The sequence below is a fragment of the Massilia endophytica genome (assembly GCF_021165955.1).
GTDB classification, from domain to species: domain Bacteria; phylum Pseudomonadota; class Gammaproteobacteria; order Burkholderiales; family Burkholderiaceae_D; genus Rugamonas; species Rugamonas endophytica.
The window spans coordinates 1577083-1597452 of sequence record NZ_CP088952.1; the positions used below are offsets into that span (position 1 = coordinate 1577083).

Genomic DNA, 20370 nt, shown 5'->3' on the forward strand with positions numbered 1-20370 from the left:
TTGCAGTCCCCGGCGGCACCGTCTTGAATTTTTGCGACACGCCGCCGGCTCGTTGCAGCTCGGCTACAATGTTTTCATGGCCGACCACACTCCCACCAAGGCGCCTGTCGCGCGCCTGCTGCTCCCGCGCCGTTCGCTGGCGTCCTGCATCCGCGCGGGCTTTGTGCGCAATACGCTGGACTGCGGCGAGCTGCCGCCGGGCGACCGCCTGAACCGTTACCCGGCTTCCATGTTCAGCTGCATTACCTGGACCCTGGAAGGGGAGCTGGCCATGGTGGAGCCGCCCGATCCGGCGGGCGGCGTACTGGCGGCGGGCCAGGCCCTGGTCAACGGGCTGCAGTCCCAGCCCACGGTGACGGGCAGCCCGGGCCCGGTGCACTTCATGGGCATACTGTTCTTCCCCGATGCGCTGCACCGCCTGGCAGGAATCGACATGGCGCTGCTGGTCGACAGGATGCTGCCCCTGGAACAGGTGCTGGATGGAGACTGGCAGGCCATGTCGGCCCGCGTGGTGGCCGCGCCCGATGACGATGCGCGCATGGCGGTCATCGAGGATTTCCTGGAGCCGCGCTGGCGCGCCGTGCGCGCCGCCGAACAGGGCGCGCTGGGCCAGACCGGGGCCGCGGCGGCCGACTGGCTGCGCAGCATGGCGGCGCGCGCCGCCCTGGCGGGGCTGGGCCGCAGCGCCCGCATGGCGGAGCGCCGGCTGCGCGAATGGGCGGGCCTGCCGATGCGCACCCTGCGCCGCATCCGGCGCGCGGAGCAGTCCTTTATCGAGGCGCGCGACGAAGTGCTGAAGGGCAAGGTGTCGTGGAGCGATATCGCGGCGCGCGGCGGCTATGCGGACCAGGCCCACCTGAGCCGGGAATCGCGCCAGCTGTCCGGCCTCACGCCGAGCGAACTGGCGCGCCTGTGCCTGAGCGACGAAAGCTACTGGATGTACCGCATCTGGGCCTGATCAGGCGGCGGGCAAGGGCTTCGGCAGGGTGAGGGTGAGGGCGGCGCCGCCGCCGGGACTGGTCGCCAGGCTGAGGGTGCCGCCCAGGTGGAAGGCGCGCTCGCGCACGATGCGCAGGCCGTACTTGCCCGAATCCATGGCGGGCAGGCCGTCGGCGCCGATGCCGTTGTCCTTCACCGTCAGCATGATCTCGTCCTCGTTGTCGTCCACGATCACATCGGCTTCCGTGGCCTGGGCATGGTCCACGATATTGCGCAGGCCTTCTTCCAGCGCGCACAGCAGGGCGACGCTGTGGCTGCGCGGGCACAGGGGCTCCTCTTCCGGCAGGCTGCAGCGCACCGTGATGCCATGCTGCTGCCCGAATTGCGCGGCCGCCTCGCTCAGCGCCACGCGGATGCCGAGGAACTCGAGCTTGTCGTTCCACAGCTTGTGCTGCATCTGGCGGTTGGCTTCGATGATGGTGTGCAGCAGGTTCTTCATCTGCGCCGCGCGGTCCAGCAGGGCGGGGTCCTGCGGCAGCTTGGCGGTCAGCAGGCCCAGATGCATGGTGAGCGCCGTCAGCGAGGAGCCCAGGCTGTCGTGCAGCTGGCGGGAGAGCAGGCGGCGCTGCTCGTCCCAGCAGGCATTGACATGGCCCAGCAGGTCGCTCAGGTCGGCGGCGCGCATCGCGTTCGGTGGATCTTCCGTTGCGGGGGCAGGCATGGTCATCGGTTTAATGCCGGTAGTTAAGGCATCCGATGATACATGAGGTTTTGTCAAAATGTCGCACAGGCATAATCGTGAAGTGCCGCACATACAGGCTGATGCAAAGCTGGGAAGCTGTGCCCGTACATCATCAACCACCGAGGAGTAGCCATGAGCGCCAGCAAATCCCAGGATGCAATCGCCCTGCTGAAGCAGGATCACGCCGAAGTCAAAGCCATGTTCAAGGAATACGAGGAGCTGGGCGAGCGCGCCTTCGCCAGCAAGAAGAAGCTGGCGGACAAGATCTGCCTGGAGCTGACCAAGCACGCCACCGCCGAGGAAGAGATCTTCTATCCCGCCATGCGCGAGGCGGCCGAGGAGGCCGAGGACCTGGTGGACGAGGCCACCGTGGAGCACGCCTCCGCCAAGGACCTCATCGCCCAGATCAGCAGCATGGACCCGCACGACGAGCTGTACGACGCCAAGGTCAAGGTGCTGGGCGAATACATCGACCACCACGTGAAGGAAGAAGAGGGCGAGATGTTCCCGAAGGCGAAGAAGGCGGACCTGGACCTGGTCTCGCTGGCCGAGCAGATCCAGGCGCGCAAGGACGAAGTGGACTTCGTTCCCGGCATGGAAGTGCCCGGCGGCCAGCAGGGCCGCATGAACCAGCCTACTCTTTGAGCGTGAGCGCCGGCGCCGCGCCGGCGGTGCAGCTGGCGATAGCCTGGTTCAGGCTGTCGATATCCACGGGCTTCACCAGGTGCAGGTCGAAGCCCGCCTCCAGCACGCGGCGCTGGTCTTCGGCAAGGCCGTAGCCGGTGAGGGCGATCAGGCGCACATGGTGGGTGTCAGGGTTGGCGCGCATGCGGCGCGCCACCTCGTAGCCGTCGATGCCGGGCAGGCCGATATCGACGAGGGCGATGTCGGGCCGCACGCTGGAGGCGATCTCCAGGCCGCGCAGGCCGTCGGGCGCCTGGTCCACTTCATAGCCGTGGCAGCCCAGCATCATGGCCATCATTTCACGGCCGTCCTCATTGTCTTCGATCAGCAGCACATGGGGCTTGCCGCCCTGGCCCGGTTCCGCCTTCGCAGCGGGCGCAGCCGCCGGCTTCTCCGTGCGCGGCACGCGCAGGACGAAGGTGCTGCCTTCGCCCGGCCCGGCGCTCTGCGCCTGCACCGAACCGCCGTGCAGCTCGACCAGGCGCCGTACCAGGGCCAGGCCGATGCCGAGGCCGCCCTGCGCGCGGTCGATGGTGCTCGTGCCCTGCACGAACACATCGAAGACATTGGGCAGCAGTTCGGGAGCGATGCCCATGCCCGTGTCATGCAGGCTCAGCACCACGTCCTCTTCTTCCGCTTCCACGAAAATTTCGATGGTGCCGCCGGGCGGCGTGTATTTCAGCGCATTGTCCAGCAGGTTGCTGAACACCTGTTCCAGGCGCGTGACGTCGCCGCTGACCCAGCAGGGTTCCAGTTCCGTATTGATGGTGAAGTCGGCCGTGCGCCCCGTGGTGCGGTAGGTCTCCAGGCAGTTGGCCACCAGGGCCGCCATGTCGAGGGGCGTGCGGTTGAGCAGGATCTTGCCGGACATGGCGCGGCTCAGGTCGAGCAGGTCGTCCACGATGCGGCCCAGGTGATGGCTCTGGCGCTGGATGATCTGCTTGGCGCGCGCCACCCCGTCCTGCGACACGCCGGGCAGCCCGATCAGGGCCGCCGCGCTGCTGATGGCGCTCAGGGGATTGCGCAGCTCATGGCCCAGCATGGCCAGGAATTCGTCCTTCGCATGGTTCTGGCGCTCGGCCACCTTGCGCTCCTCGATCTCCTCCATCAGCCGCTTGTTGCTGGAGATAAGGTCGGTGGTGCGCTGGCTCAGCTGGCGCGCCTGCTTCTTCAGCTCCTCGTTCTTCATGGCCAGCGACACGAAGACGGAGATCTTCGCGTACAGCACCTGGGGAATGACGGGGGTGAAGAGGAAGTCGGCCGCGCCCTTCTGGTAGGCCTTCAGGCGGTCCAGCTCATCGGCCACGAAGGCCGTGATGAAGATGATGGGGATATTGGCCGAACGGGCGCGCTGGTGGATCGCCTCGGCCGTTTCGAAGCCGTCCATGCCCGGCATGTTAACGTCGAGCAGGATCACCGCGAAATCGTTCATCAGCACCTGCCGCAAGGCCTCCTCGCCGCTGCGCGCGGCGATGACCTCGTAGGAGTCCTGTTCGGCCCATTGGCCAAGCAGACTGGTCAAGGCGAACAGGCTGTTGGCGTCGTCGTTGACGACCAGGATTTTGGGTTTGTCTAGTTTGGGCACGGTGCTTCTTCGGTTTTGTTCGCGGCGCAAAAAAAGATGCTTAGCGTCAAAAGTTGGTTTGGATCATAACAACAGCCCCCTGCAAAGTCAAAAGACTGCACGGCAACAGAACGCACCCCAAAGTTCGATTGCGCACATACACGGCTGGGGCGCCATGCCATAGTTGGCTTGACAATTTATCGCTTGAAAGGACCATCATGAATATCGATACCGTTGTGGACAAGGATTACCTGGGCAAATGCTTCCGCGACCTGGCCGACGCACCGCTCAGCGCGCTGCGCGGTGTCAGCGTCAAGGACGCCAAAGCCCTGCAGCAGGCCTTCGGCATCAGCACCGTGCGCGAGCTGGCCAACCTGAATTTCGTGAAGTGGGCCAGCGCCATCACCACCCTGGCCGACGAGGAGCAGATGGCGCCCGGCGAAGTGGCCAAGGAAGTGCTGCTGGACGACGCGGTGGAAATGACCTTCCCGGCCAGCGACCCCATCTCGGTCGATTCGGGCATCACGCGCATCGAAGTGCCGCCCGAAAAAGTGGACGCGCAGACCGACCACCAGCATGCCGGCAAGGTGGAGGAGTCGACGGAATCTGGGAAGGAAGCAGCCACGGCACATTAAGGACAAGTGATAGCCGCCCCGCGCAGCCGGCCGCCAGGCCGCCCGCGGGGCTTTTTCATTAGGGGAGTTCAGGCCACGCTGCCGACCACGTTCTTCATCCGGTTCAGGGCCGCATCCGCCGCCAGGGCGCTGCCCGGCGCGGCGCAGTAGCGGTTCTTGCCGCCGCGCTTGGCTTCGTAGAGGGCGTTGTCGGCCGCATGGATCAGTTCGCCCACCGACTCCGAATCGTCGGGATAGAGGGCAATGCCGATACTGGTGGAGAGCCTGAGCGTGACGCCGTTCACCAGATAGGGTTCGGACACCACCTCGATCAGCTTGGAGGCAGGTTCCTGCGCATCGGCCAGCCCGCTCACCTCCGACAGCAGGATCACGAACTCGTCGCCGCCCACGCGCGCCACCGTGTCTTCCTTGCGCGCCGTGCCCACCAGGCGCTGCGCCACCTGCTTGAGCACTTCGTCGCCATAGGCATGGCCGTGGGTGTCGTTGATGGCCTTGAAGCCGTCCAGGTCCAGGTACATGACGGCGGCCTTGCGCTGCTGGCGCATGGCGTGCTGCAGGCTGGTGGCGATGCGGTCCTCCAGCAGGCGCCGGTTGGGCAGGCCGGTGAGGGGATCGTGCAGGGCCAGCTCCTGCTGCTGCTTGCTGTACTGGGCCAGCTCCTTGTACAGCAGGCGCACCTCCAGCATGTTGTGGATGCGCTTGTGCACTTCGAGCAGGTCGAAAGGTTTACTGATGAAATCGCGCGCGCCCGCTTCGAGGGCGGCGATCTTGAAGCTGGGCTGGGCGGTCAGGGCCAGCACGGGCAGATAGCCATCCTGCTCGATCTCCTTGAGTCCCTTCATCACCTGGAAACCGTTCAGGCCCGGCATCTGCAGGTCCAGCAGGATGAGATCGTAGCAATGCTGCCGATGCAGGTCGCAGACCTGGTCGGGCAGCATGGTCGCCATGACGTTGGTGTAGCCGGCTTCGCGCAGGATCTCGAGCATCAGATCCACATTGTCAGCGCAGTCGTCAACCACCAGGATCTTGGCATTCAGGATCTCATCGGGGCTGGGCATAGTAGTCTCATCGGTCAGGCATCGAGCCTGTGAAAAGCAAGTGTAGCGTGCCGCGATTTGCTGCGGCGCACGTGTCAAAAAAACATGCTCACAAGTCGAGCACAACGTCTTTGAAGTCTATCAAAGCGCCTCTAAGTTTCTTGTAGGACATTGCCGCGTCCATGGGTAGGAGTCGCCGTAGGAGATTTTTTCAGCCGTGCTGGCCTTGCGTTGCAGCAAACGCAACGCTTGTGATCAATTCGGCAGGTTCCACCGGCTTGGCGATATGGCTCGCAAAGCCTGCCTGCAGCGCGCGTTCGCGGTCCTCGGCGCGCGCGAAGGCCGTGAGGGCAATGGCCGGCGTGCGGCCGCCCAGGTGAGCGGGCAGGGCGCGGATGCGGGCCAGCAGTTCGAAGCCGTCCATCTCCGGCATGCCGATGTCGCTCACGATCAGCTCCGGCTGCACCGCCGGCATGAGCTGCAGGGCCTCCGCCGCGCCGCCCGCCACTTCCACGCGCGCATTGCAATCGCTCAGCACGCGCTTGATGAGGTCGCGCGTATCGGGCTCGTCGTCGACCACCAGCACGCGCAGGCCGTGCAGATCCTGTGCGCCCACTTCCTGCGGCGCGCGGCGCGGGGGCAGATGGCGCGGGGCGGCGGGCTGGGACCTGGCGAGCACGCTGGCTGTGGCGAGCGGCAGGCGCACCGTGAAGCTCGCGCCCTGGCCCTCGCCCGCGCTCTCCACGCCCACCGTGCCGCCATGCTGCTCGACCAGGTGCTTGACGATGGACAGGCCCAGGCCCAGCCCGCCATGGCGGCGCGTGCTGGAGGCGTCGGCCTGGCGGAAGCGCTCGAACACATGGCCCAGGAACTCGGCGCCGATGCCGATGCCGGTGTCGCTCACGGCAATCTCCACCTGGCCCGCGCTCTCGCGGATGGCGATGCGCACGCGTCCGTCCTGCTGCGTGAACTTGATGGCGTTCGTCAGCAGGTTCCACACGATCTGCTGCAGGCGGCCCGGATCGGCGGCCACCAGGCCGGTGGGCGCGAAATCGCGTTCGATGCCGATATTGCGTGCGGCGGCCGCGGGCCGCACGGAGTCGATGGCCGCGTCCACCACGGCCGCGGGCTGCACGCTCTGCAGGTCCAGCAGCACCTTGCCGGACATGATGCGGCTCATGTCCAGCAGGTCCTCGATGAGCTGGGCCTGGGCGCGCGCATTGCGCTCGATGGTCTGCAGGCCCTTGTTCAGGTCCGCCTCGCCGCGCCCGCCGCGCCGCAGCACCTGCGACCAGCCCAGGATGGCCGTGAGCGGCGTGCGCAGCTCGTGCGACAGCGTGGCGAGAAACTCGTCCTTCATCTGGCTGCTGCGCTCGGCCTCCTCGCGCGCGCTGCGTTCGCTGATCAGCAGGGCGATGCGCTCCTCCGCGGCCAGGCGCGCCGCCTCGTTCAGGCGCGCATTGTCGATGGCGATAGCGGCTTGGGCGGCAATACCGGCCAGGATGCGTTCGGTCCGCTCGGTGAACATGTTCGGTTCCGGGTGGCCGAAGAGCAGGGTGCCCGTGACGTCGCCCGAGCGCGAGATGACGGGCGCGGCCAGGAAGCTGCGCATGCCGCGCAGCTGGTTCAGCATGCTGTCGGGGGCGCATTCGGGATGCACGGCCAGATCGTCGCAGCGCGTAATGCTCTCGCCGCTCAGGCTCGCGCCCAGCAGGGGCCCGGCGCGCTCGCGGTCCAGGTCGCCATAGTCGCTCATCGGGCGCCCCGCCAGCGTGTACAGCGTGAGCGGGCCGCCGTCATGGTGGTTGTAGTAGAAGGCGCCGAAGCGCGCGCCGCTGATGCGCGTAGCCGCATCCGTCACTTCCTGCAGCAGGGGCTGCAGGTCGCGGTGGCGGGCCAGGGCGTTGCCGGTGCTGTTGAGCAGTTCGAGGATATTGGTTTCGTCGCGCAAGGCCTCCTGCGCGCGCTTGACCTGGTCCACATCCGTGCTGGTGCCGAACCAGCGCACCATCCGGCCCTCGGGATTGCGCACGGGATTGGCCCGCGTCAGGAACCAGCGGTACTGGCCGTCGGCGCCGCGGATGGGGAACTCCATCTCGAAGGGCTGGCCGCTGGCGATGGCCTGCTGCCAGTGCGCCACCATGGGGGGAATGCAGGCGGGGTCGTAGACCTGCTGCCAGCCGTCGCCCAGCATGTCGTCTTCGGTCGTGCCCGTGTATTCGAACCAGCGCCGGTTGTACCAGATCATGGCGCCGTCGGCCTGGGCGATCCAGGCCAGCTGCGGGATGGAGTCGGCCAGTGCGCGCAGCTGCTCTTCGCTGTGGCGCAGGGCATCTTCCGCGGCTTTGCGTTCCGTGATCTCCTGCACCATGCCCGTAATGCTGAGCAGCTGGTCGGCATCGTCGTAGTTGCCGTGGCCCACGATGGAAAGCCAGCGGCGCTGGCCGGCGGGCCTTTCGATGCGGCATTCGATGCTGAAGTCCTTGCGGCGGGCGAAGGCCTCCAGCAGGGCGTGGCGCGCGGGCTCGCGGTCCTCCGTCACCATGCGGTCCTGCAGGGTGGACCAGGACACGGGCGTGTCGGCGGGCAGGTCGAAGAGGTCGGCGGCGCGGTTGCCCAGCATCACCAGGCCACTGGCCGCGTCCCAGCTCCAGTCGCCCAGCCGGCCCGCGGCCATGGCCACCTGCAGGCGGTTGCTGTTCTCGCGCAGCGCGCGTTCCTGCTGCTTGCGCTGGTGGATGTCCGCCAGTGCAAAGCTCAGGCCCTCGGCGGAGGGATAGGCGCGCACTTCCAGCCAGCGCTGGCGCGGCAGGTAGTAGAGCTCGAAATTGCAGGGCTGCTGGCGTTCCATGGCAAGCCGGGCCTGCGCTTCGAAGACCGTGCCGCGCAGCGGAGGAATGGCCTGCCACAGGTCGGCGCCGGCCACGTCCTGGCAGCGGTCCTCGCACAGCATGTCGTGGGCCGGGCCGTTCATGTAGCGGATGGTCCAGTCCGGCGCCACCATGGCCAGGCCGTCGGTAATACTGTCAAGCACGGTTTGCAGCGGAGCCTGGTCCTGGCGCGGCGCGTCATGCGCCGCCGGGGCGGAGCGGTCGAGGCCGGGGGAGGAGGCGTTGCTGGTATCGGGCCCGGGGGAAAAAATCATGAAAATCTTCGCTGCGTGGATCGGGCGGCAGGATGACCTTGCCGAGAAGCCGATTGTAGCCTCGCCATGGGAGCGGGGGCCGCACCGTTGCCCGCCGTTATTGGGCTGCCGCGGCGGCGCGCTGCAGGATGGCCTGCAGCTGCTCGATGTCGTAGGGCTTCTGGATGGAGAGGGCAGGGAAGTCCAGCTGGTCCGTGAGGGAGTTGCTGTAGCCCGAAGCGAAGACGACGTGCAGGCCCGGCTGGCGGCGCAGGGCGCGCCGTCCCAGCTCCACGCCGGAGATGCCGGGCAGGCTGACGTCGCTGAGCAGGATCTCGAAGTGGCGGCCTTCCAGCATCTGCAGCGCTTCCTCGGCGCTGCCCGCCGCTTCCACCTCGTGGCCGAAGGTGCGCAGCATTTCGCAGACCAGGTATTGCGCGTCCAGGTTGTCCTCCACCACGAGAATGGAGAGCGGCTGTGCCTCCGCCTCCGGCGGCGCGGCGCTGGGCGGCGCCAGCGCGCACAGCACGCCCGCCACGGCGCCGCCTTCTTCGCGGATCGGCGTGTAGTGCAGGTCGAAGCAGTGTTCGGTGATGGCTCCGCCCTGCATGAGCTTGATGGTCTGGCGCGGGCAGTCGCGCACCTCGCCCGCCCACACCGCCTCGATGACGGACGGGTCCCAGCTCCAGGCGTCGGGCTGGATGGCGGGCACGCGGCCGCCTGGGGTGCGTTCGGGCGGCAGGCCGGCCAGTTCGGCGTAGGCGGCGTTGTACAGCATGATCTGCTGCCGGCCCCACATCAGGACCATGGGCAGGGGAGTGTTCCGCATGATGTCCACCGTCAGCCGCATGGGCAGCGGCCAGTGTTCGACAGGGCCTGCGCCGGAGGCGCCGGGGCCCTTGGGACCGTTGTCGGTGGAGGATGTCATCGTGCGCGGGCGCTGTGTTTGTTAAAACGCAGATGGGAGAATACACCAAGGGGCCGCGGGCGTGCCGCGCGGGCGCAAACGGACGCCCGCCACAATCTCTTCATTTTCACTCTGGACAAGCCCTGCACTTCTGTCTATAATCTCGCTTCTTTCGGAGCTGACCCTCCGGAAGAGAGCAGAAGACGCAGTGTTTTTTGCTGGAAAGTTCAACCTTTCCAACATGAAATGGATGCGATATAATTTTGCTTCTTGGCGGCTGTAGCTCAGCTGGATAGAGTACTTGGCTACGAACCAAGGGGTCGTGGGTTCGATTCCTGCCAGCCGCGCCAGAATTTGAGTTGTAAAACATGTTCCGCTGTCGAGCGGGGCGTGAATAAAGCAGGTGGTGTCGACTGCCTGTTATAATGAGTTTGTGCGGCTGTAGCTCAGCTGGATAGAGTACTTGGCTACGAACCAAGGGGTCGTGGGTTCGATTCCTGCCAGCCGCGCCACAATCTGAGGGACCAGATCGGAAGATCTGGTCCCTTTTTCTTTCAGTTCTCTTAATTGCCGAACTGCTCGTAGGGATTCTTCAGTGTCACGGTGACCCGCTTGATACTGCTTTGAATATTCGGCGACACCACGATGCCTGGGGGATTGGGCGAAACTTCGTTCAGCGTGACTTCCTTGCCGTTGAAGAGCTTCAGGCGCAGATAGTAGCCAGCGTACTCTTCGCTGAATGTCCCTTCGTACATCACGTCGTAAGCCAGGCCGTCGGTCACCTCCTCATTGGACATCGCCTCCTTCAACGCAACCTTCCTGCGGCCAGCGGTCACCAGCGGCTTGCGGTATGAGACCTCCATGTCCAGCATCCTCGCCTGGTCGTGAATCTGGTGGGCAAAAATTCTGGCGGCCCGGGTTGGGCCATTCGGGCCTACGTCGGTGAACCTGATGCCCTCGGACCAGTTGCCCCAGGTGCCGGGCGCAACCCCGGAGGAGACCCAGGCGCGTGTACGGTCCGGGATCATCAGGGTCCCCATGGGAATGGTCACGCTGACTTCGTAGCTGATCCAGCATCCATTGCAGCCGGTTGGAGAGGCGAGCTTCTGGCCGCTGATGGTGTAGATTTCCTGACTCCAACCTTTCCCGGCAGTTACTTCCATCAATTCCACCGTCGTGGGTTTTTTTGGCAGCAGAAGAATATCGGTATCGTAGTTCAGTACCTGCTTCTCGGCGCCCTTCACCAGCTTGCCGAGATACTTGCGTTTTTCCCAGGATTGCACCGTGACCTTGATACGGTTCACGTCCTTGTCCTTGAACAGCGGGTTCACCAGCGAAACCGGGATTTCGGCCACGGCGACATAATCCGTCGAAAAAGGCTGCAGCTGCACGATCTGGCCGTTAATCGTGACCAGCACGCGGCGGCCCTGTTTAAATGCCTGGCCAGTGAATTTGACGGTGTAGGTGCCCTTGGTCTTATAAACCTGGCTGTAGCCCTGTACCCGCTTGAGCAAGAATGCGTTCCCATCCACGAAAGGCAGTGTGCCCAGGAGCGTATTCAGGTCCATTGCGGCAAACTGCTCGATCGACATTGTCTTTTCGGCGAATTCATCGAGCTTGTTGGTCATCTCCGCCGCGGTTTTCAGGAACTGCTGCTGTTGCTGGGTCAGATGGTCGAAGGTGCGGTCGATGTTTCCCTTCAAAACGGTGTCGCTATTTGCGAGCAGTAATTGCAGCTCGCGCGCGCTTTTTTCCAGCAGATAATCGCCCGATATGGTCGCCTGCGTAATGTGGGCGCGAAGCTTGTCGTTGATATCGTTGATCACGTCCTTGGCTACGGCCCCAGCGACGATCGCGGGCACGACGGTCACTTGCGCGGAGGCGTGTCCCAACGATAATAATAGGCCCAGAACGAGAATAATCCGTTTCATACTTTTGTTGCTCCCCATGGTTGAACATCTAGTTAAGAACGAATATCGGCATATGCCGGTTATTATTGTTTGTGCAACAGGGCTAGTGTACGATATCCATGACCGCTAGTCGGTAATTTTTTTGTCGCTGGCGATATAACCGGCTTGGAGCAAACATGCGAGTGGAAGCACAAATAAATATCGAGGCACCCAGGGCTGCGGTGTGGGCGGCTGCTGCCGATATCGAAAACTCCGCCAACATCGTCACGGGGATTGAAAAAATCGAGATTGTGGAGAAGCCGGTGGCGGGGCTGGCCGGTCTGAGATGGCGGGAGACCAGAATTCTTTTCGGTAAGCCAGCGACCGTCGAGAAGTGGGTGACGGAAGCGGCCGAGAACGAGTTCTATCAAACCAGAGCCGAAAGCGACGGCTTTGTTTTCCTGACCACTATCCGCCTGTCCGGCAGTGATGGAAATGTCCAGCTTGTCAGCCGTCACGACTCCCAAGCTCAAAGCGTTGGCGCCTGGTTCATGTCCATTCCCCTCCGATTGTTCTTCCGTGGCGTGTTAAGGAAGGCCATCCTGAAAGACCTGGCCGATATCCAGTCCGCGGTGGCCGGGAGCGCACTGGACTAGCGTTTCCCCAAGGCGGCGTGATACTGTGGAGAAATGCGTATTCATTTTTATGCGATTGGGCGCCTGATCGGGGCGGTGCCGCCGCCGCGTGGCCCTTATGGGCAGCCGGGGTGGGCCGCTATGCCCCGCAAATGGCGCGCCGGAAGCGTCCTGGACCGGCTGCCCTCGGCGCAGACGGAGCGGAACGCGGCGGGGCGGGCGAGGCTGACGCAGGGAATCCTGTCGCCGTCAGCCCAGACCCGGGTGCTCGATCCCGATGCGCCCGCCATTGAGGCGGATTTCGTTTATGTGCCGGATTTTCTTTCCGGAGAGGAGTGCGCCACGCTGCTGGCCGCCGCCGGGCAATTGGCGGACCGGCAGAACGTGGACTATGTGGCGCAGGATTACTGGAAAGGCCGCATCCTCTTTCACACGGACGTATCGGCCGCGCTGCCCGAAGCAGGCGCCATCATGCACCGCGCGAAGCGGGATGCCATTGCGCGTATCGCCGCACATTATGCGGTGACCGCGCCAATCTACGCCGACACGATTCAGCTGGTGCGCTGGCCGGAAGGCATGCACATGGACGCGCATTGCGACGCCGCGCACGCGGACGGCGCGCCGCATTCGAGCCCGCACCGCAACTTCGCCAGCATCGTCTACCTGAACGACGATTACGAGGGCGGCGAGTTCTATCTGACGGCGCTCGATGTGGTGATCAAGCCGAAGGCGGGCGCCCTGGTCGCCTTCACGAGCGGCTGGCATCACGAGCACGCCGTGCTGAAGGTCCGCTCGGGCACGCGCTTCACCATGCCCGCTTTCTATACCTTCGATCCGGCTTTCCGCGACCACGGCGAGCCGCGCTAGCCCAAGGGCGCGCAATCGTGCGCGGCCCGCGGGCGTGTATAGTGGTTCGTACGCGCTCACGCGGCTGCTTTCAATACTGGTCTTTCATAACGCCTTGCCGATACCGGCAATTCCGGATGAGCCTCCACCGTTCCTCGCCCGCCCTGCCTGCGCGGCACTTTCATTCGGAAGGAGGACGTCATGCCAGCCAGTTCAGCAACCCACCCACACAGTCCGGCCTCGCAGGGCATTGTCCCGCACCGGCACCGCTTTGATGCCGATTACGCAGAGAGCGCACTATCCAGCAATACTGTGGCCGACATCGCGGCCACGCTTGAACGTGCCCTCGCCCTCGTCGACGATGCGTCGAATTCCATTGGAGCCAGCGAGGAGCGCAATGCCGCCTACGAAGCGCAGGCGATGAGGTCGAGATGCCGATGAGGCCGATTTCAGCGGGCGGTATGAATAGCGACCGGCGCATCGATAGCCGGCTTGCCAGTGTTGTCATGTCCGCCCTTCGGCTCAGCCGGGCCAGGGGACGCGTCCAGGCCTGGCATTACCTGCGCAAGCGTGCATTCTCCGCGCAGATTGCCCTGAGGGTGCTGTCGACGCGTGGACCGCGCCGGAACAGTGACGTAAAGCCGGGCTATGAGGCTTTCACTGTACCGGGGACCAGCACCGGAGGAGCCGAGCAGCGCAGCGTGCATATGCACATGCCGGGTGACGCCGTGTCCACGCTCAACCGCCGCGTGAATGAAACAACGGCTGCGATCTGCGAGCGTGCAGTGCGCGCCATCCAGACAGAAAGCCGCGAGTATGCTGAAAGCCTGCTCAGGATGTACAGCCTGAAAACCGCGACCATCATGCGGGTGTTGTATCACCCTACGCTGCGGCGGAGGTGAAGGCTCCCGTGCGCGCGCACGGCGAGTGAACTTGTGCCAAATGTCAGGCCGCTCATCTATTGGCAATCGCCGGGAAATGCGGGATCATGGCCGCATGAAGACCATCACCTGCATTGAAGACCTGCGCCGCATGGCGCAACGCCGCGTGCCGCGCATGTTCTACGACTACGCCGATTCCGGCTCCTGGACCGAGTCGACCTACCGCGCGAACAGCAGCGATTTCGAGCCGATCAAGTTCCGCCAGCGCGTGGCGGTGGACATGTCCAACCGCTCGCTGCGCACGACCATGGCGGGGCAGGAGGTGTCGATGCCGGTGGCGCTGGCGCCGACGGGCCTTACTGGCATGCAGCATGCCGATGGCGAGATCCTGGCGGCGCGCGCCGCGGAGCAGTTCGGCGTACCTTTCACGCTGTCCACCATGAGCATCTGCTCCATCGAGGACGTGGCGGCCAACACCACCAAACCTTTCTGGTTCCAGCTGTACGTGATGAAGGACCGCGCCTTCATCGAGCGCCTGATCGACCGTGCCAAGGCGGCGAAGTGCTCGGCGCTGGTGCTGACCCTGGACCTTCAGGTGCTGGGCCAGCGCCACAAGGACATCCGCAACGGCCTGTCCGCGCCGCCGCGCCTGACGCTGCCGAATATCCTGAACATGGCGACCAAGCCCGCGTGGTGCCTGGGCATGCTGGGCACGAAGCGCCGCCAGTTCGGCAATATCGTTGGCCATGCAACGTCGGTATCCGATATGTCTTCGCTGTCCTCGTGGACCAGCCAGCAGTTCGATCTCACCCTGTCCTGGAAGGACGTGGAGTGGATCAAGCAGCGCTGGGGCGGGAAGCTGATCATCAAGGGCATCATGGATGCGGAGGACGCGCGGCTGGCCGCGGACAGCGGCGCCGATGCCTTGATTGTCTCCAACCACGGCGGCCGCCAGCTGGATGGCGCGCAGTCGTCCATCGCAGCCTTGCCAGGCATTGTGGAAGCGGTAGGCAAGCGCATTGAAGTGCACATGGATGGCGGCATCCGTTCGGGGCAGGACGTGATCAAGGCCCTGGCGCTGGGCGCGCGCGGCGTCTACATCGGGCGCGCCTTCCTGTACGGGCTGGGAGCAATGGGCGAGGAGGGCGTGCGCCGTGCACTCGAAATCATCCGCAACGAGCTCGATATCACCATGGCCTTCTGCGGCCTGCGCGATGTGCAGCGGGTGGACCGGAATATCCTGCTGCCCGGTTCCTACCCGCTGTAAGGCGCTTTACAGCGCCTCGGCGATCAGCTTCGCGGCCGATGCCAGAACGTCCGGCCGCGAATCGATATCCTTCTGGTTCCGCACCGTGAAGATGGACATGATCACCGGCGCGCGTCCGGCCGGCCATACCACCGCAACGTCGTTGTTGCTGCCGTAGGCGCCTGCGCCGGTCTTGTCGCCGACCTTCCATTCCTTGGGCAGGCCTGCGCGGATGCGCGTGGCGCCGGTCGTGTTCCCGATCAGCCACTCCACGATCAATTTCTGCTGTGCGGCAGGCAGGGCGTCGCCCAGGGCCAGCTTGCGCAGGCTCTGTGCCATGGCCTGCGGGGTGGTGGTGTCGCGCTCATCGCCGGGAATGGCGGAATTCAGCTCGGTCTCCCAGCGGTCGAGGCGGAAGGCCGTGTCGCCGATGCTGCGGGCGTAGGCGGTGACGGCAGCGGGTCCGCCCAGTTCCTTCATCAGCAGGTTGGCGGCGGGGTTGTCGCTGTACTGCATGGTGGCCGCGCACAGCTCCTGGACCGTCATGCCGTCGTCGATATGCTTCTCGGTGATGGGCGCGTGGAAGACCATGTCCGCCTTGCTGTACATGATGCGCTTGCCCAGCAGCGCGGGGTCCTTCAGGCTGCGCTGCAGGACCGCCGCCGACAGCATCAGCTTGAAGGTACTGCACATGGCAAAGGCTTCTTCCGCGCGGTATTTGAATTCGCGGCCGGTGCCGGTATCGATGGCGTAGATGCCGAGGCGGCCGTCCAGGTCTTTTTCCAGGGCCTGGAAGGCATTCTGGATTTTTCCTGGCGGAGTGGCGCGGGCGAAGGCGGGAATGAAGGGCAGGGCGGCGGCGGCCAGCACGAGGCGGCGGCGGGTGGTCTGGATGGTCAAGGGGTTCCTCCGTGGCGGGACAATGCGCGTGATTGTACAGCCGTTTTCGTGAGGGAAACCCCCTATATCATTACATTTTGTAAATGCGTTCCGCCGCCTTCAGAGCGTATCGGTGTCGAAGGTATCGCACTGCTCAATGGAGCCGCTTTCCAGGCCGGTGCGGAACCACCGCACGCGCTGCGCAGAGCTGCCGTGGGTGAAGGAATCCGGCACCACCTGGCCTTGCGTTTTGGCCTGGATGGCGTCGTCGCCGATGGCGCTGGCCGCCTTCAGGGCCGCTTCCACATCGCCCTGTTCCAGGATCTGGCGCGAACGGTTGGCATGGTTGGCCCACACGCCCGCGTAGCAGTCCGCCTGCAGCTCCACCCGTACCGACATGGCGTTGTTCATGGTCGACGAGCTGTGCTTCCGGCTCGCCTCGACCTTGTCGCTGACGCCCGTGAGCTTCTGCACATGGTGGCCGATCTCGTGGGCCACCACATAGGCCTGGGCGAACTCGCCGTTCACGCCGAAGCGCTTTTCCAGCTCCTGGAAGAAGCTCACGTCGAGATACACCTTGCGGTCGAGCGGGCAGTAGAAGGGGCCTGTGGCCGACTGGCCGGTGCCGCAGGCCGTGCCGGTCGCGCGCTCGAAGAGCACGAGGTGGGGCGGCTGGTAGGCCTGGCCGTGTTCCTTGAACTGGGCGGTCCAGGTATCCTCGGTATCGGCCAGCACCACGGACACGAACTTGCCCGCTTCGTCCTGCGGCTTGCTGGTGGGGGTGTCGGCCTGTTGCTGGACCGGGGCGCCGCCGCCGCCCATGAGGCTGAGCACTGTGGACGGGTTGATCCCGAACACCCAGGAAACGATCAGCGCGACAATCACGCCGCCGATGCCGATCGACTTGCCGCCCAGCCCGAAACCGCCGCCGCCTCCGCTGCCGCGCCGGTCTTCAATATTCTCGCTTTCGCGATTGCCTCTCCATCGCATGGCACGCTCCTTTCCGGTTTTTCTGCCGACTATACGTGCTGGCCTGTTTTCGTGGCGCACAGGGCCGTGCATCGCGCCAAACGGGGGCTTCGTCGCCGCAGGCGGGGTTTCGTCGCCAAAGCTGGCGGCGTCCGGGGCCAATCTGATATCTTCACCTCCAATCCCAACATTGAGGAAACCAATCGTGATTACCGGCACCTTTTTCATACTCCGTCTGGTCATGGCCTGGACGCTTGTGTATATCGTCAGCTCCATCACCCTGATCAAGCTGGTGGTTGAGCCCTATGAGCAGGTCGAGGGCGGCTGGGTCGTGCTGGGCTGCTTCGCAATGCTCAGTTACGTCGTCGTGGTCGCCTTCTCCCACCTGCGCCGCGTGCATCTGATTGCGGGCCGGATCGATAACGATACGGTGTCGAGCCGGCAGCGGCGCCAGATCGAAGTGCCCTTCGAGTCCGGCGAGGCATTCGACATGGTGGATGCGGCCATCCGCGAACTGCCGGGTGCGGGGCAGGTGGACAGTGCGCGCGACAGCCTGCAGGTGCGGGCCCGCGTGCGCCGCCTGGACCCCTATGCCAACGAAAGCGGCGGCATGCGCCTGGCGCGCCTGCTGGGCGTGAGCCGCAACCAGATTCTCGCGACCGTCACCCCGAACGACGGCGCCGGCAGCCTGGCGGTCATCTGCGAGCCCGCCCGTCCTGCCTGGACCGACTGGTTCCTGGTGGACGACGGCACCAATCTCGAAAACGCCGAGGCGATCTCGCGCTCCCTGACACGACGCGTGGCCCAGCGCCGCCGCAGCGAACAGGCGGACGTGAAGGAGGCCGTCACCGAGAAGGAGCTGACGGTCGCGAAACTGAACCTGCTGCACGCCCAGGTCGAGCCGCACTTCCTGTACAACACCCTGGCCAGCGCCCAGATCCTCACGCGCACCGACCCGGCGCGCGCCGACGAAATGCTGGGCAACCTGATCTCCTACCTGCGCCATTCCATGCCGCGCACCGAGGACGCGCTCTCCACCATCGGCGCGGAACTGGAACGGGCGAAGGCCTACCTGGACATCCTGAAGATCCGCATGGGTTCGCGCCTCATGCCGCAGATCCAGGTGCCCGCCAACCTGCTGTCCGTGCCGTTTCCCACGATGATGCTGCAAACCCTGGTGGAGAACGCCATCAAGCACGGCCTCGAACCAAAACCGGGCGGCGGCACCATCTGGATCATGGCGGCGGCGGCCAGCGGCACGGTGTCCGTGACGGTGGCGGACGATGGGCGCGGCTTCAGCCAGGACGGCGGCGGCACCGGCATCGGCCTGCGCAATGTGCGCGAGCGGCTTACCCTGATCTACGGCGCGGGCGCTTCGCTGTCCATCGTGTCCAACTTCCCGGAAGGCGTTGCCGCGACCATTACCGTGCCCGCCATCGGCGTCGAACAGGCCGCGAAGGAAGGAGCGAGCCATGTCTGAACTGCGCTGCGTGGTGGCCGAGGACGAGGCCCTGCTGCGCGAGGCCCTGATCTCGGAACTGCGCGCTGTATGGCCGGAGCTCCAGATCGTTGCCGCCTGCGAGGATGGCGGCAGCGCGCTCGAAGAGATCACGGAGAACGCGCCGGACGTGGCCTTCCTCGACATCCGCATGCCGGGCCTGAGCGGCATGGACGTGGCGCAGGCGGTTCTGGAAGCGGGGCTGCGCACACAGATCGTGTTCGTGACGGCCTACGACCAGTACGCCATCGACGCCTTCGAGAAGGGCGCCGTGGACTACCTGCTCAAGCCGGTGACCCGCGAGCGCCTGGCTGCCACGGTGCAGCGCCTGAAGGAGCGGGCCGCGCGCGGCGCCGCGCAGCCCGCCGCTCTGGCGGAGCTGCTGCAGCAGCTGAACGCCAGCCTGCGCCCGGCTAGCAAGGAGCCGCCGCTCACCTGGCTTACCGCCAGCTCGGGCAACGACACGCGCCTGATCATGATCGACGACGTCGCCTACTTCCGCTCCGATAACAAGTACACGGTGGTGATGACGGCCGAAGGCGAGGCGTTGCTGCGCAAGCCGATCTGCGACCTGCTCAAGGTGCTGAACCCGGACATCTTCAAGCAGATCCACCGCTCCACCATCGTCAACCTGAAAGCTGTGTCGGCGATCAGCAGGGACGAAATGGGCAAGGGCGTCATGCGCCTGAAGAACCGCCCGGAGACCCTTCAGGTCAGCCAGGCCTTCATGACGCAGTTCCGGAATATGTAGCCGCAGGAAGGCGCTGCGGGGCGTTTGCGGGGAACCAGCGCGAACGCAGGCGCATGAACGGCGTCTCCACCGCCCAGTACAGCAGCCAGCCCGCGGCACTGCTCGCCGCCATCACCAGCGTAATGCCGGCGGCGGAGGCGGTATCGATGCCGCGGGCAGCCAGGGGCTCGATGGCGAGCTTGAAAATGGGCTTGTGCACCAGGTACACCGCATAGGACCAAAGCGCCATCTGTTCGGCGCCCGGCACGCGGAAGCGCTGCAGCAGCGATCCGGGACTCAGCGCCGAGAGCACCAGCACGGCAAAGCTGGCGGCTACCATCGGATAGCCGAACGCCGTCATGGCCCATCCCCAGCCTTTGCCTTCCACGTTCAGAAAGGACAGCAGCAGCCAGAAGGTGATCAGCACTGCGGCTGTTCCCGCCGCCAGCAGCGCGTTGCCATGGCGGGTGATGCGGGCAAAGAGCGCCGGGGAATAGTTCTTCATCAAGGCGATGGCCACGCCCGGCAGCAGTTCGTCGAAGCGCGCCAGGCTGTTGTAGTAGATGTACTCGTAGTAGTCCGCATTGGTGATGAGCTGGGCGCCGTGGGCGTTCCAGGCGTGGCTGCGCACCGCGATGCCCGCCGCAATGGCGCCGGCCAGTATCGTCCACCAGAACGCGAGCCCCTTCTTCCGGCCCGCCAGCAGCAGCGCGGCCAGCGGCAGGATCATGTAGAACTGCTCCTCGATGCAAAGCGACCATGAATGCGTGAAGGTCTCGCCGGGATGCATGCCGAAGTTCTGCGTGAAGCTCAGGAAGCGCCACAGGCTTGCCGTGCTGCTTCCGGCCAGCACCTGAGGAAGAAGCCAGTACAGCGCGAGCACCACGAAGTAGTTGGGCAGGGTGCGCAGCAGACGGCGGGCGTAGAAGGTGCGCAAGGAGAAGGAGCCATCGCGCCGCAGGGACGAAAAGATCTGGTTGCCGATCAGGTAGCCGCTTAAAACAAAGAACAAGTCGACGCCAGTCCACCCGATTTCGGTCAGCACGCCGAAGGTGTTTTCGCCTGTGACGACCACCATGTAGTGGTACATCAGCACCAGAACGATGGCGATGGTGCGCAAGGTGTCCAGCCCGTGGTTGCGGGCTGCAATGTGTTGTTCGTGCAT

At 64.9% G+C, this 20370-nt stretch carries 19 protein-coding genes and 2 tRNA genes; 12 read left to right on the forward strand and 9 right to left on the reverse strand.

The window, feature by feature from the left end:
- Positions 1-76 precede the first annotated feature (76 nt).
- Positions 77-958: a helix-turn-helix domain-containing protein gene (locus LSQ66_RS07105; protein WP_231769089.1), complete on the forward strand. Its 882-nt coding sequence runs from the start codon at positions 77-79 to the stop codon at positions 956-958.
- On the opposite strand, the gene LSQ66_RS07110 is transcribed toward LSQ66_RS07105, so the two are convergent.
- On the reverse strand, positions 959-1666 hold the full coding sequence (locus tag LSQ66_RS07110) for a sensor histidine kinase (protein ID WP_231769090.1): 708 nt from the start codon (positions 1664-1666) through the stop codon (positions 959-961).
- Between the two features lie 147 nt (positions 1667-1813).
- Between LSQ66_RS07110 and LSQ66_RS07115 the strand changes: the two genes are divergently transcribed.
- On the forward strand, positions 1814-2326 hold the full coding sequence (locus tag LSQ66_RS07115; protein ID WP_231769091.1) for a hemerythrin domain-containing protein: 513 nt from the start codon (positions 1814-1816) through the stop codon (positions 2324-2326).
- Here the strand turns inward: LSQ66_RS07115 and LSQ66_RS07120 are convergent.
- Positions 2316-3950 carry a response regulator gene (locus tag LSQ66_RS07120; RefSeq protein ID WP_231769092.1) on the reverse strand — a complete coding sequence of 545 codons (1635 nt, stop codon included), beginning with the start codon at positions 3948-3950 and terminating at the stop codon, positions 2316-2318. The genes LSQ66_RS07115 and LSQ66_RS07120 overlap by 11 nt on opposite strands.
- Before the next feature lie 197 nt (positions 3951-4147).
- Between LSQ66_RS07120 and LSQ66_RS07125 the strand changes: the two genes are divergently transcribed.
- Entirely contained in the window at positions 4148-4564 is a 417-nt protein-coding gene (locus tag LSQ66_RS07125) for a hypothetical protein (protein WP_231769093.1), read from the forward strand.
- Between the two features lie 68 nt (positions 4565-4632).
- Here the strand turns inward: LSQ66_RS07125 and LSQ66_RS07130 are convergent, their stop codons facing one another.
- The 3 genes from LSQ66_RS07130 to LSQ66_RS07140 form a co-directional block, all read right to left on the reverse strand.
- Positions 4633-5622, reverse strand: a complete 990-nt coding sequence (locus LSQ66_RS07130) for a diguanylate cyclase domain-containing protein (RefSeq protein ID WP_231769094.1) — start codon at positions 5620-5622, stop codon at positions 4633-4635.
- Positions 5623-5812: 190 nt separating this feature from the next.
- Positions 5813-8746 carry an ATP-binding protein gene (locus tag LSQ66_RS07135; protein WP_231769095.1) on the reverse strand — a complete coding sequence of 978 codons (2934 nt, stop codon included), beginning with the start codon at positions 8744-8746 and terminating at the stop codon, positions 5813-5815.
- 97 nt (positions 8747-8843) lie between these two features.
- Positions 8844-9653: a response regulator gene (locus LSQ66_RS07140; RefSeq protein ID WP_231769096.1), complete on the reverse strand. Its 810-nt coding sequence runs from the start codon at positions 9651-9653 to the stop codon at positions 8844-8846.
- A 252-nt stretch (positions 9654-9905) separates the two neighbouring features.
- Here LSQ66_RS07140 and LSQ66_RS07145 point away from each other — a divergent pair.
- A tRNA-Arg gene (locus LSQ66_RS07145) sits at positions 9906-9982 on the forward strand.
- 85 nt (positions 9983-10067) lie between these two features.
- Positions 10068-10144, forward strand: a tRNA-Arg gene (locus LSQ66_RS07150).
- 51 nt (positions 10145-10195) lie between these two features.
- Here the strand turns inward: LSQ66_RS07150 and LSQ66_RS07155 are convergent.
- Positions 10196-11563, reverse strand: coding sequence for a hypothetical protein (locus LSQ66_RS07155; protein WP_231769097.1), 1368 nt, complete (start codon positions 11561-11563; stop codon positions 10196-10198).
- A gap of 155 nt (positions 11564-11718) precedes the next feature.
- Here LSQ66_RS07155 and LSQ66_RS07160 point away from each other — a divergent pair, with 155 nt between their 5' ends.
- The 5 genes from LSQ66_RS07160 (at position 11719) to LSQ66_RS07180 (ending at position 15150) form a co-directional block, all read left to right on the forward strand.
- Positions 11719-12177, forward strand: a complete 459-nt coding sequence (locus LSQ66_RS07160) for an SRPBCC family protein (protein ID WP_231769098.1) — start codon at positions 11719-11721, stop codon at positions 12175-12177.
- Positions 12178-12297: 120 nt separating this feature from the next.
- Positions 12298-13023 carry a 2OG-Fe(II) oxygenase gene (locus LSQ66_RS07165; protein ID WP_231769099.1) on the forward strand — a complete coding sequence of 242 codons (726 nt, stop codon included), beginning with the start codon at positions 12298-12300 and terminating at the stop codon, positions 13021-13023.
- A 180-nt stretch (positions 13024-13203) separates the two neighbouring features.
- Positions 13204-13443 carry a hypothetical protein gene (locus LSQ66_RS07170; protein ID WP_231769100.1) on the forward strand — a complete coding sequence of 80 codons (240 nt, stop codon included), beginning with the start codon at positions 13204-13206 and terminating at the stop codon, positions 13441-13443.
- Between the two features lie 20 nt (positions 13444-13463).
- Positions 13464-13904 (forward strand): hypothetical protein, encoded by a 441-nt coding sequence (locus LSQ66_RS07175; protein ID WP_231769101.1) that lies wholly within the window; start codon positions 13464-13466, stop codon positions 13902-13904.
- A 94-nt stretch (positions 13905-13998) separates the two neighbouring features.
- The gene (locus tag LSQ66_RS07180; RefSeq protein WP_231769102.1) at positions 13999-15150 is read left to right on the forward strand and encodes an alpha-hydroxy acid oxidase; all 1152 of its coding nucleotides are present in this window, start codon (positions 13999-14001) and stop codon (positions 15148-15150) included.
- 6 nt (positions 15151-15156) lie between these two features.
- Here the strand turns inward: LSQ66_RS07180 and bla are convergent, their stop codons facing one another.
- Complete coding sequence (bla, locus tag LSQ66_RS07185; protein ID WP_231769103.1) at positions 15157-16029, reverse strand: class A beta-lactamase; 873 nt, start codon at positions 16027-16029, stop codon at positions 15157-15159.
- A gap of 99 nt (positions 16030-16128) precedes the next feature.
- Positions 16129-16998 carry a KPN_02809 family neutral zinc metallopeptidase gene (gene ypfJ / locus LSQ66_RS07190; protein ID WP_231769104.1) on the reverse strand — a complete coding sequence of 290 codons (870 nt, stop codon included), beginning with the start codon at positions 16996-16998 and terminating at the stop codon, positions 16129-16131.
- Positions 16999-17218: 220 nt separating this feature from the next.
- Here ypfJ and LSQ66_RS07195 point away from each other — a divergent pair, with 220 nt between their 5' ends.
- Positions 17219-18457, forward strand: coding sequence for a sensor histidine kinase (locus LSQ66_RS07195; protein WP_231769105.1), 1239 nt, complete (start codon positions 17219-17221; stop codon positions 18455-18457).
- Positions 18450-19226 carry a LytR/AlgR family response regulator transcription factor gene (locus tag LSQ66_RS07200; protein ID WP_231769106.1) on the forward strand — a complete coding sequence of 259 codons (777 nt, stop codon included), beginning with the start codon at positions 18450-18452 and terminating at the stop codon, positions 19224-19226. Before LSQ66_RS07195 ends, LSQ66_RS07200 begins: the two co-directional genes overlap by 8 nt.
- On the opposite strand, the gene LSQ66_RS07205 is transcribed toward LSQ66_RS07200, so the two are convergent.
- A complete protein-coding gene (locus LSQ66_RS07205) occupies positions 19201-20370 on the reverse strand; it encodes an acyltransferase family protein (RefSeq protein ID WP_231769107.1) in 1170 nt (389 codons plus the stop codon). The genes LSQ66_RS07200 and LSQ66_RS07205 overlap by 26 nt on opposite strands.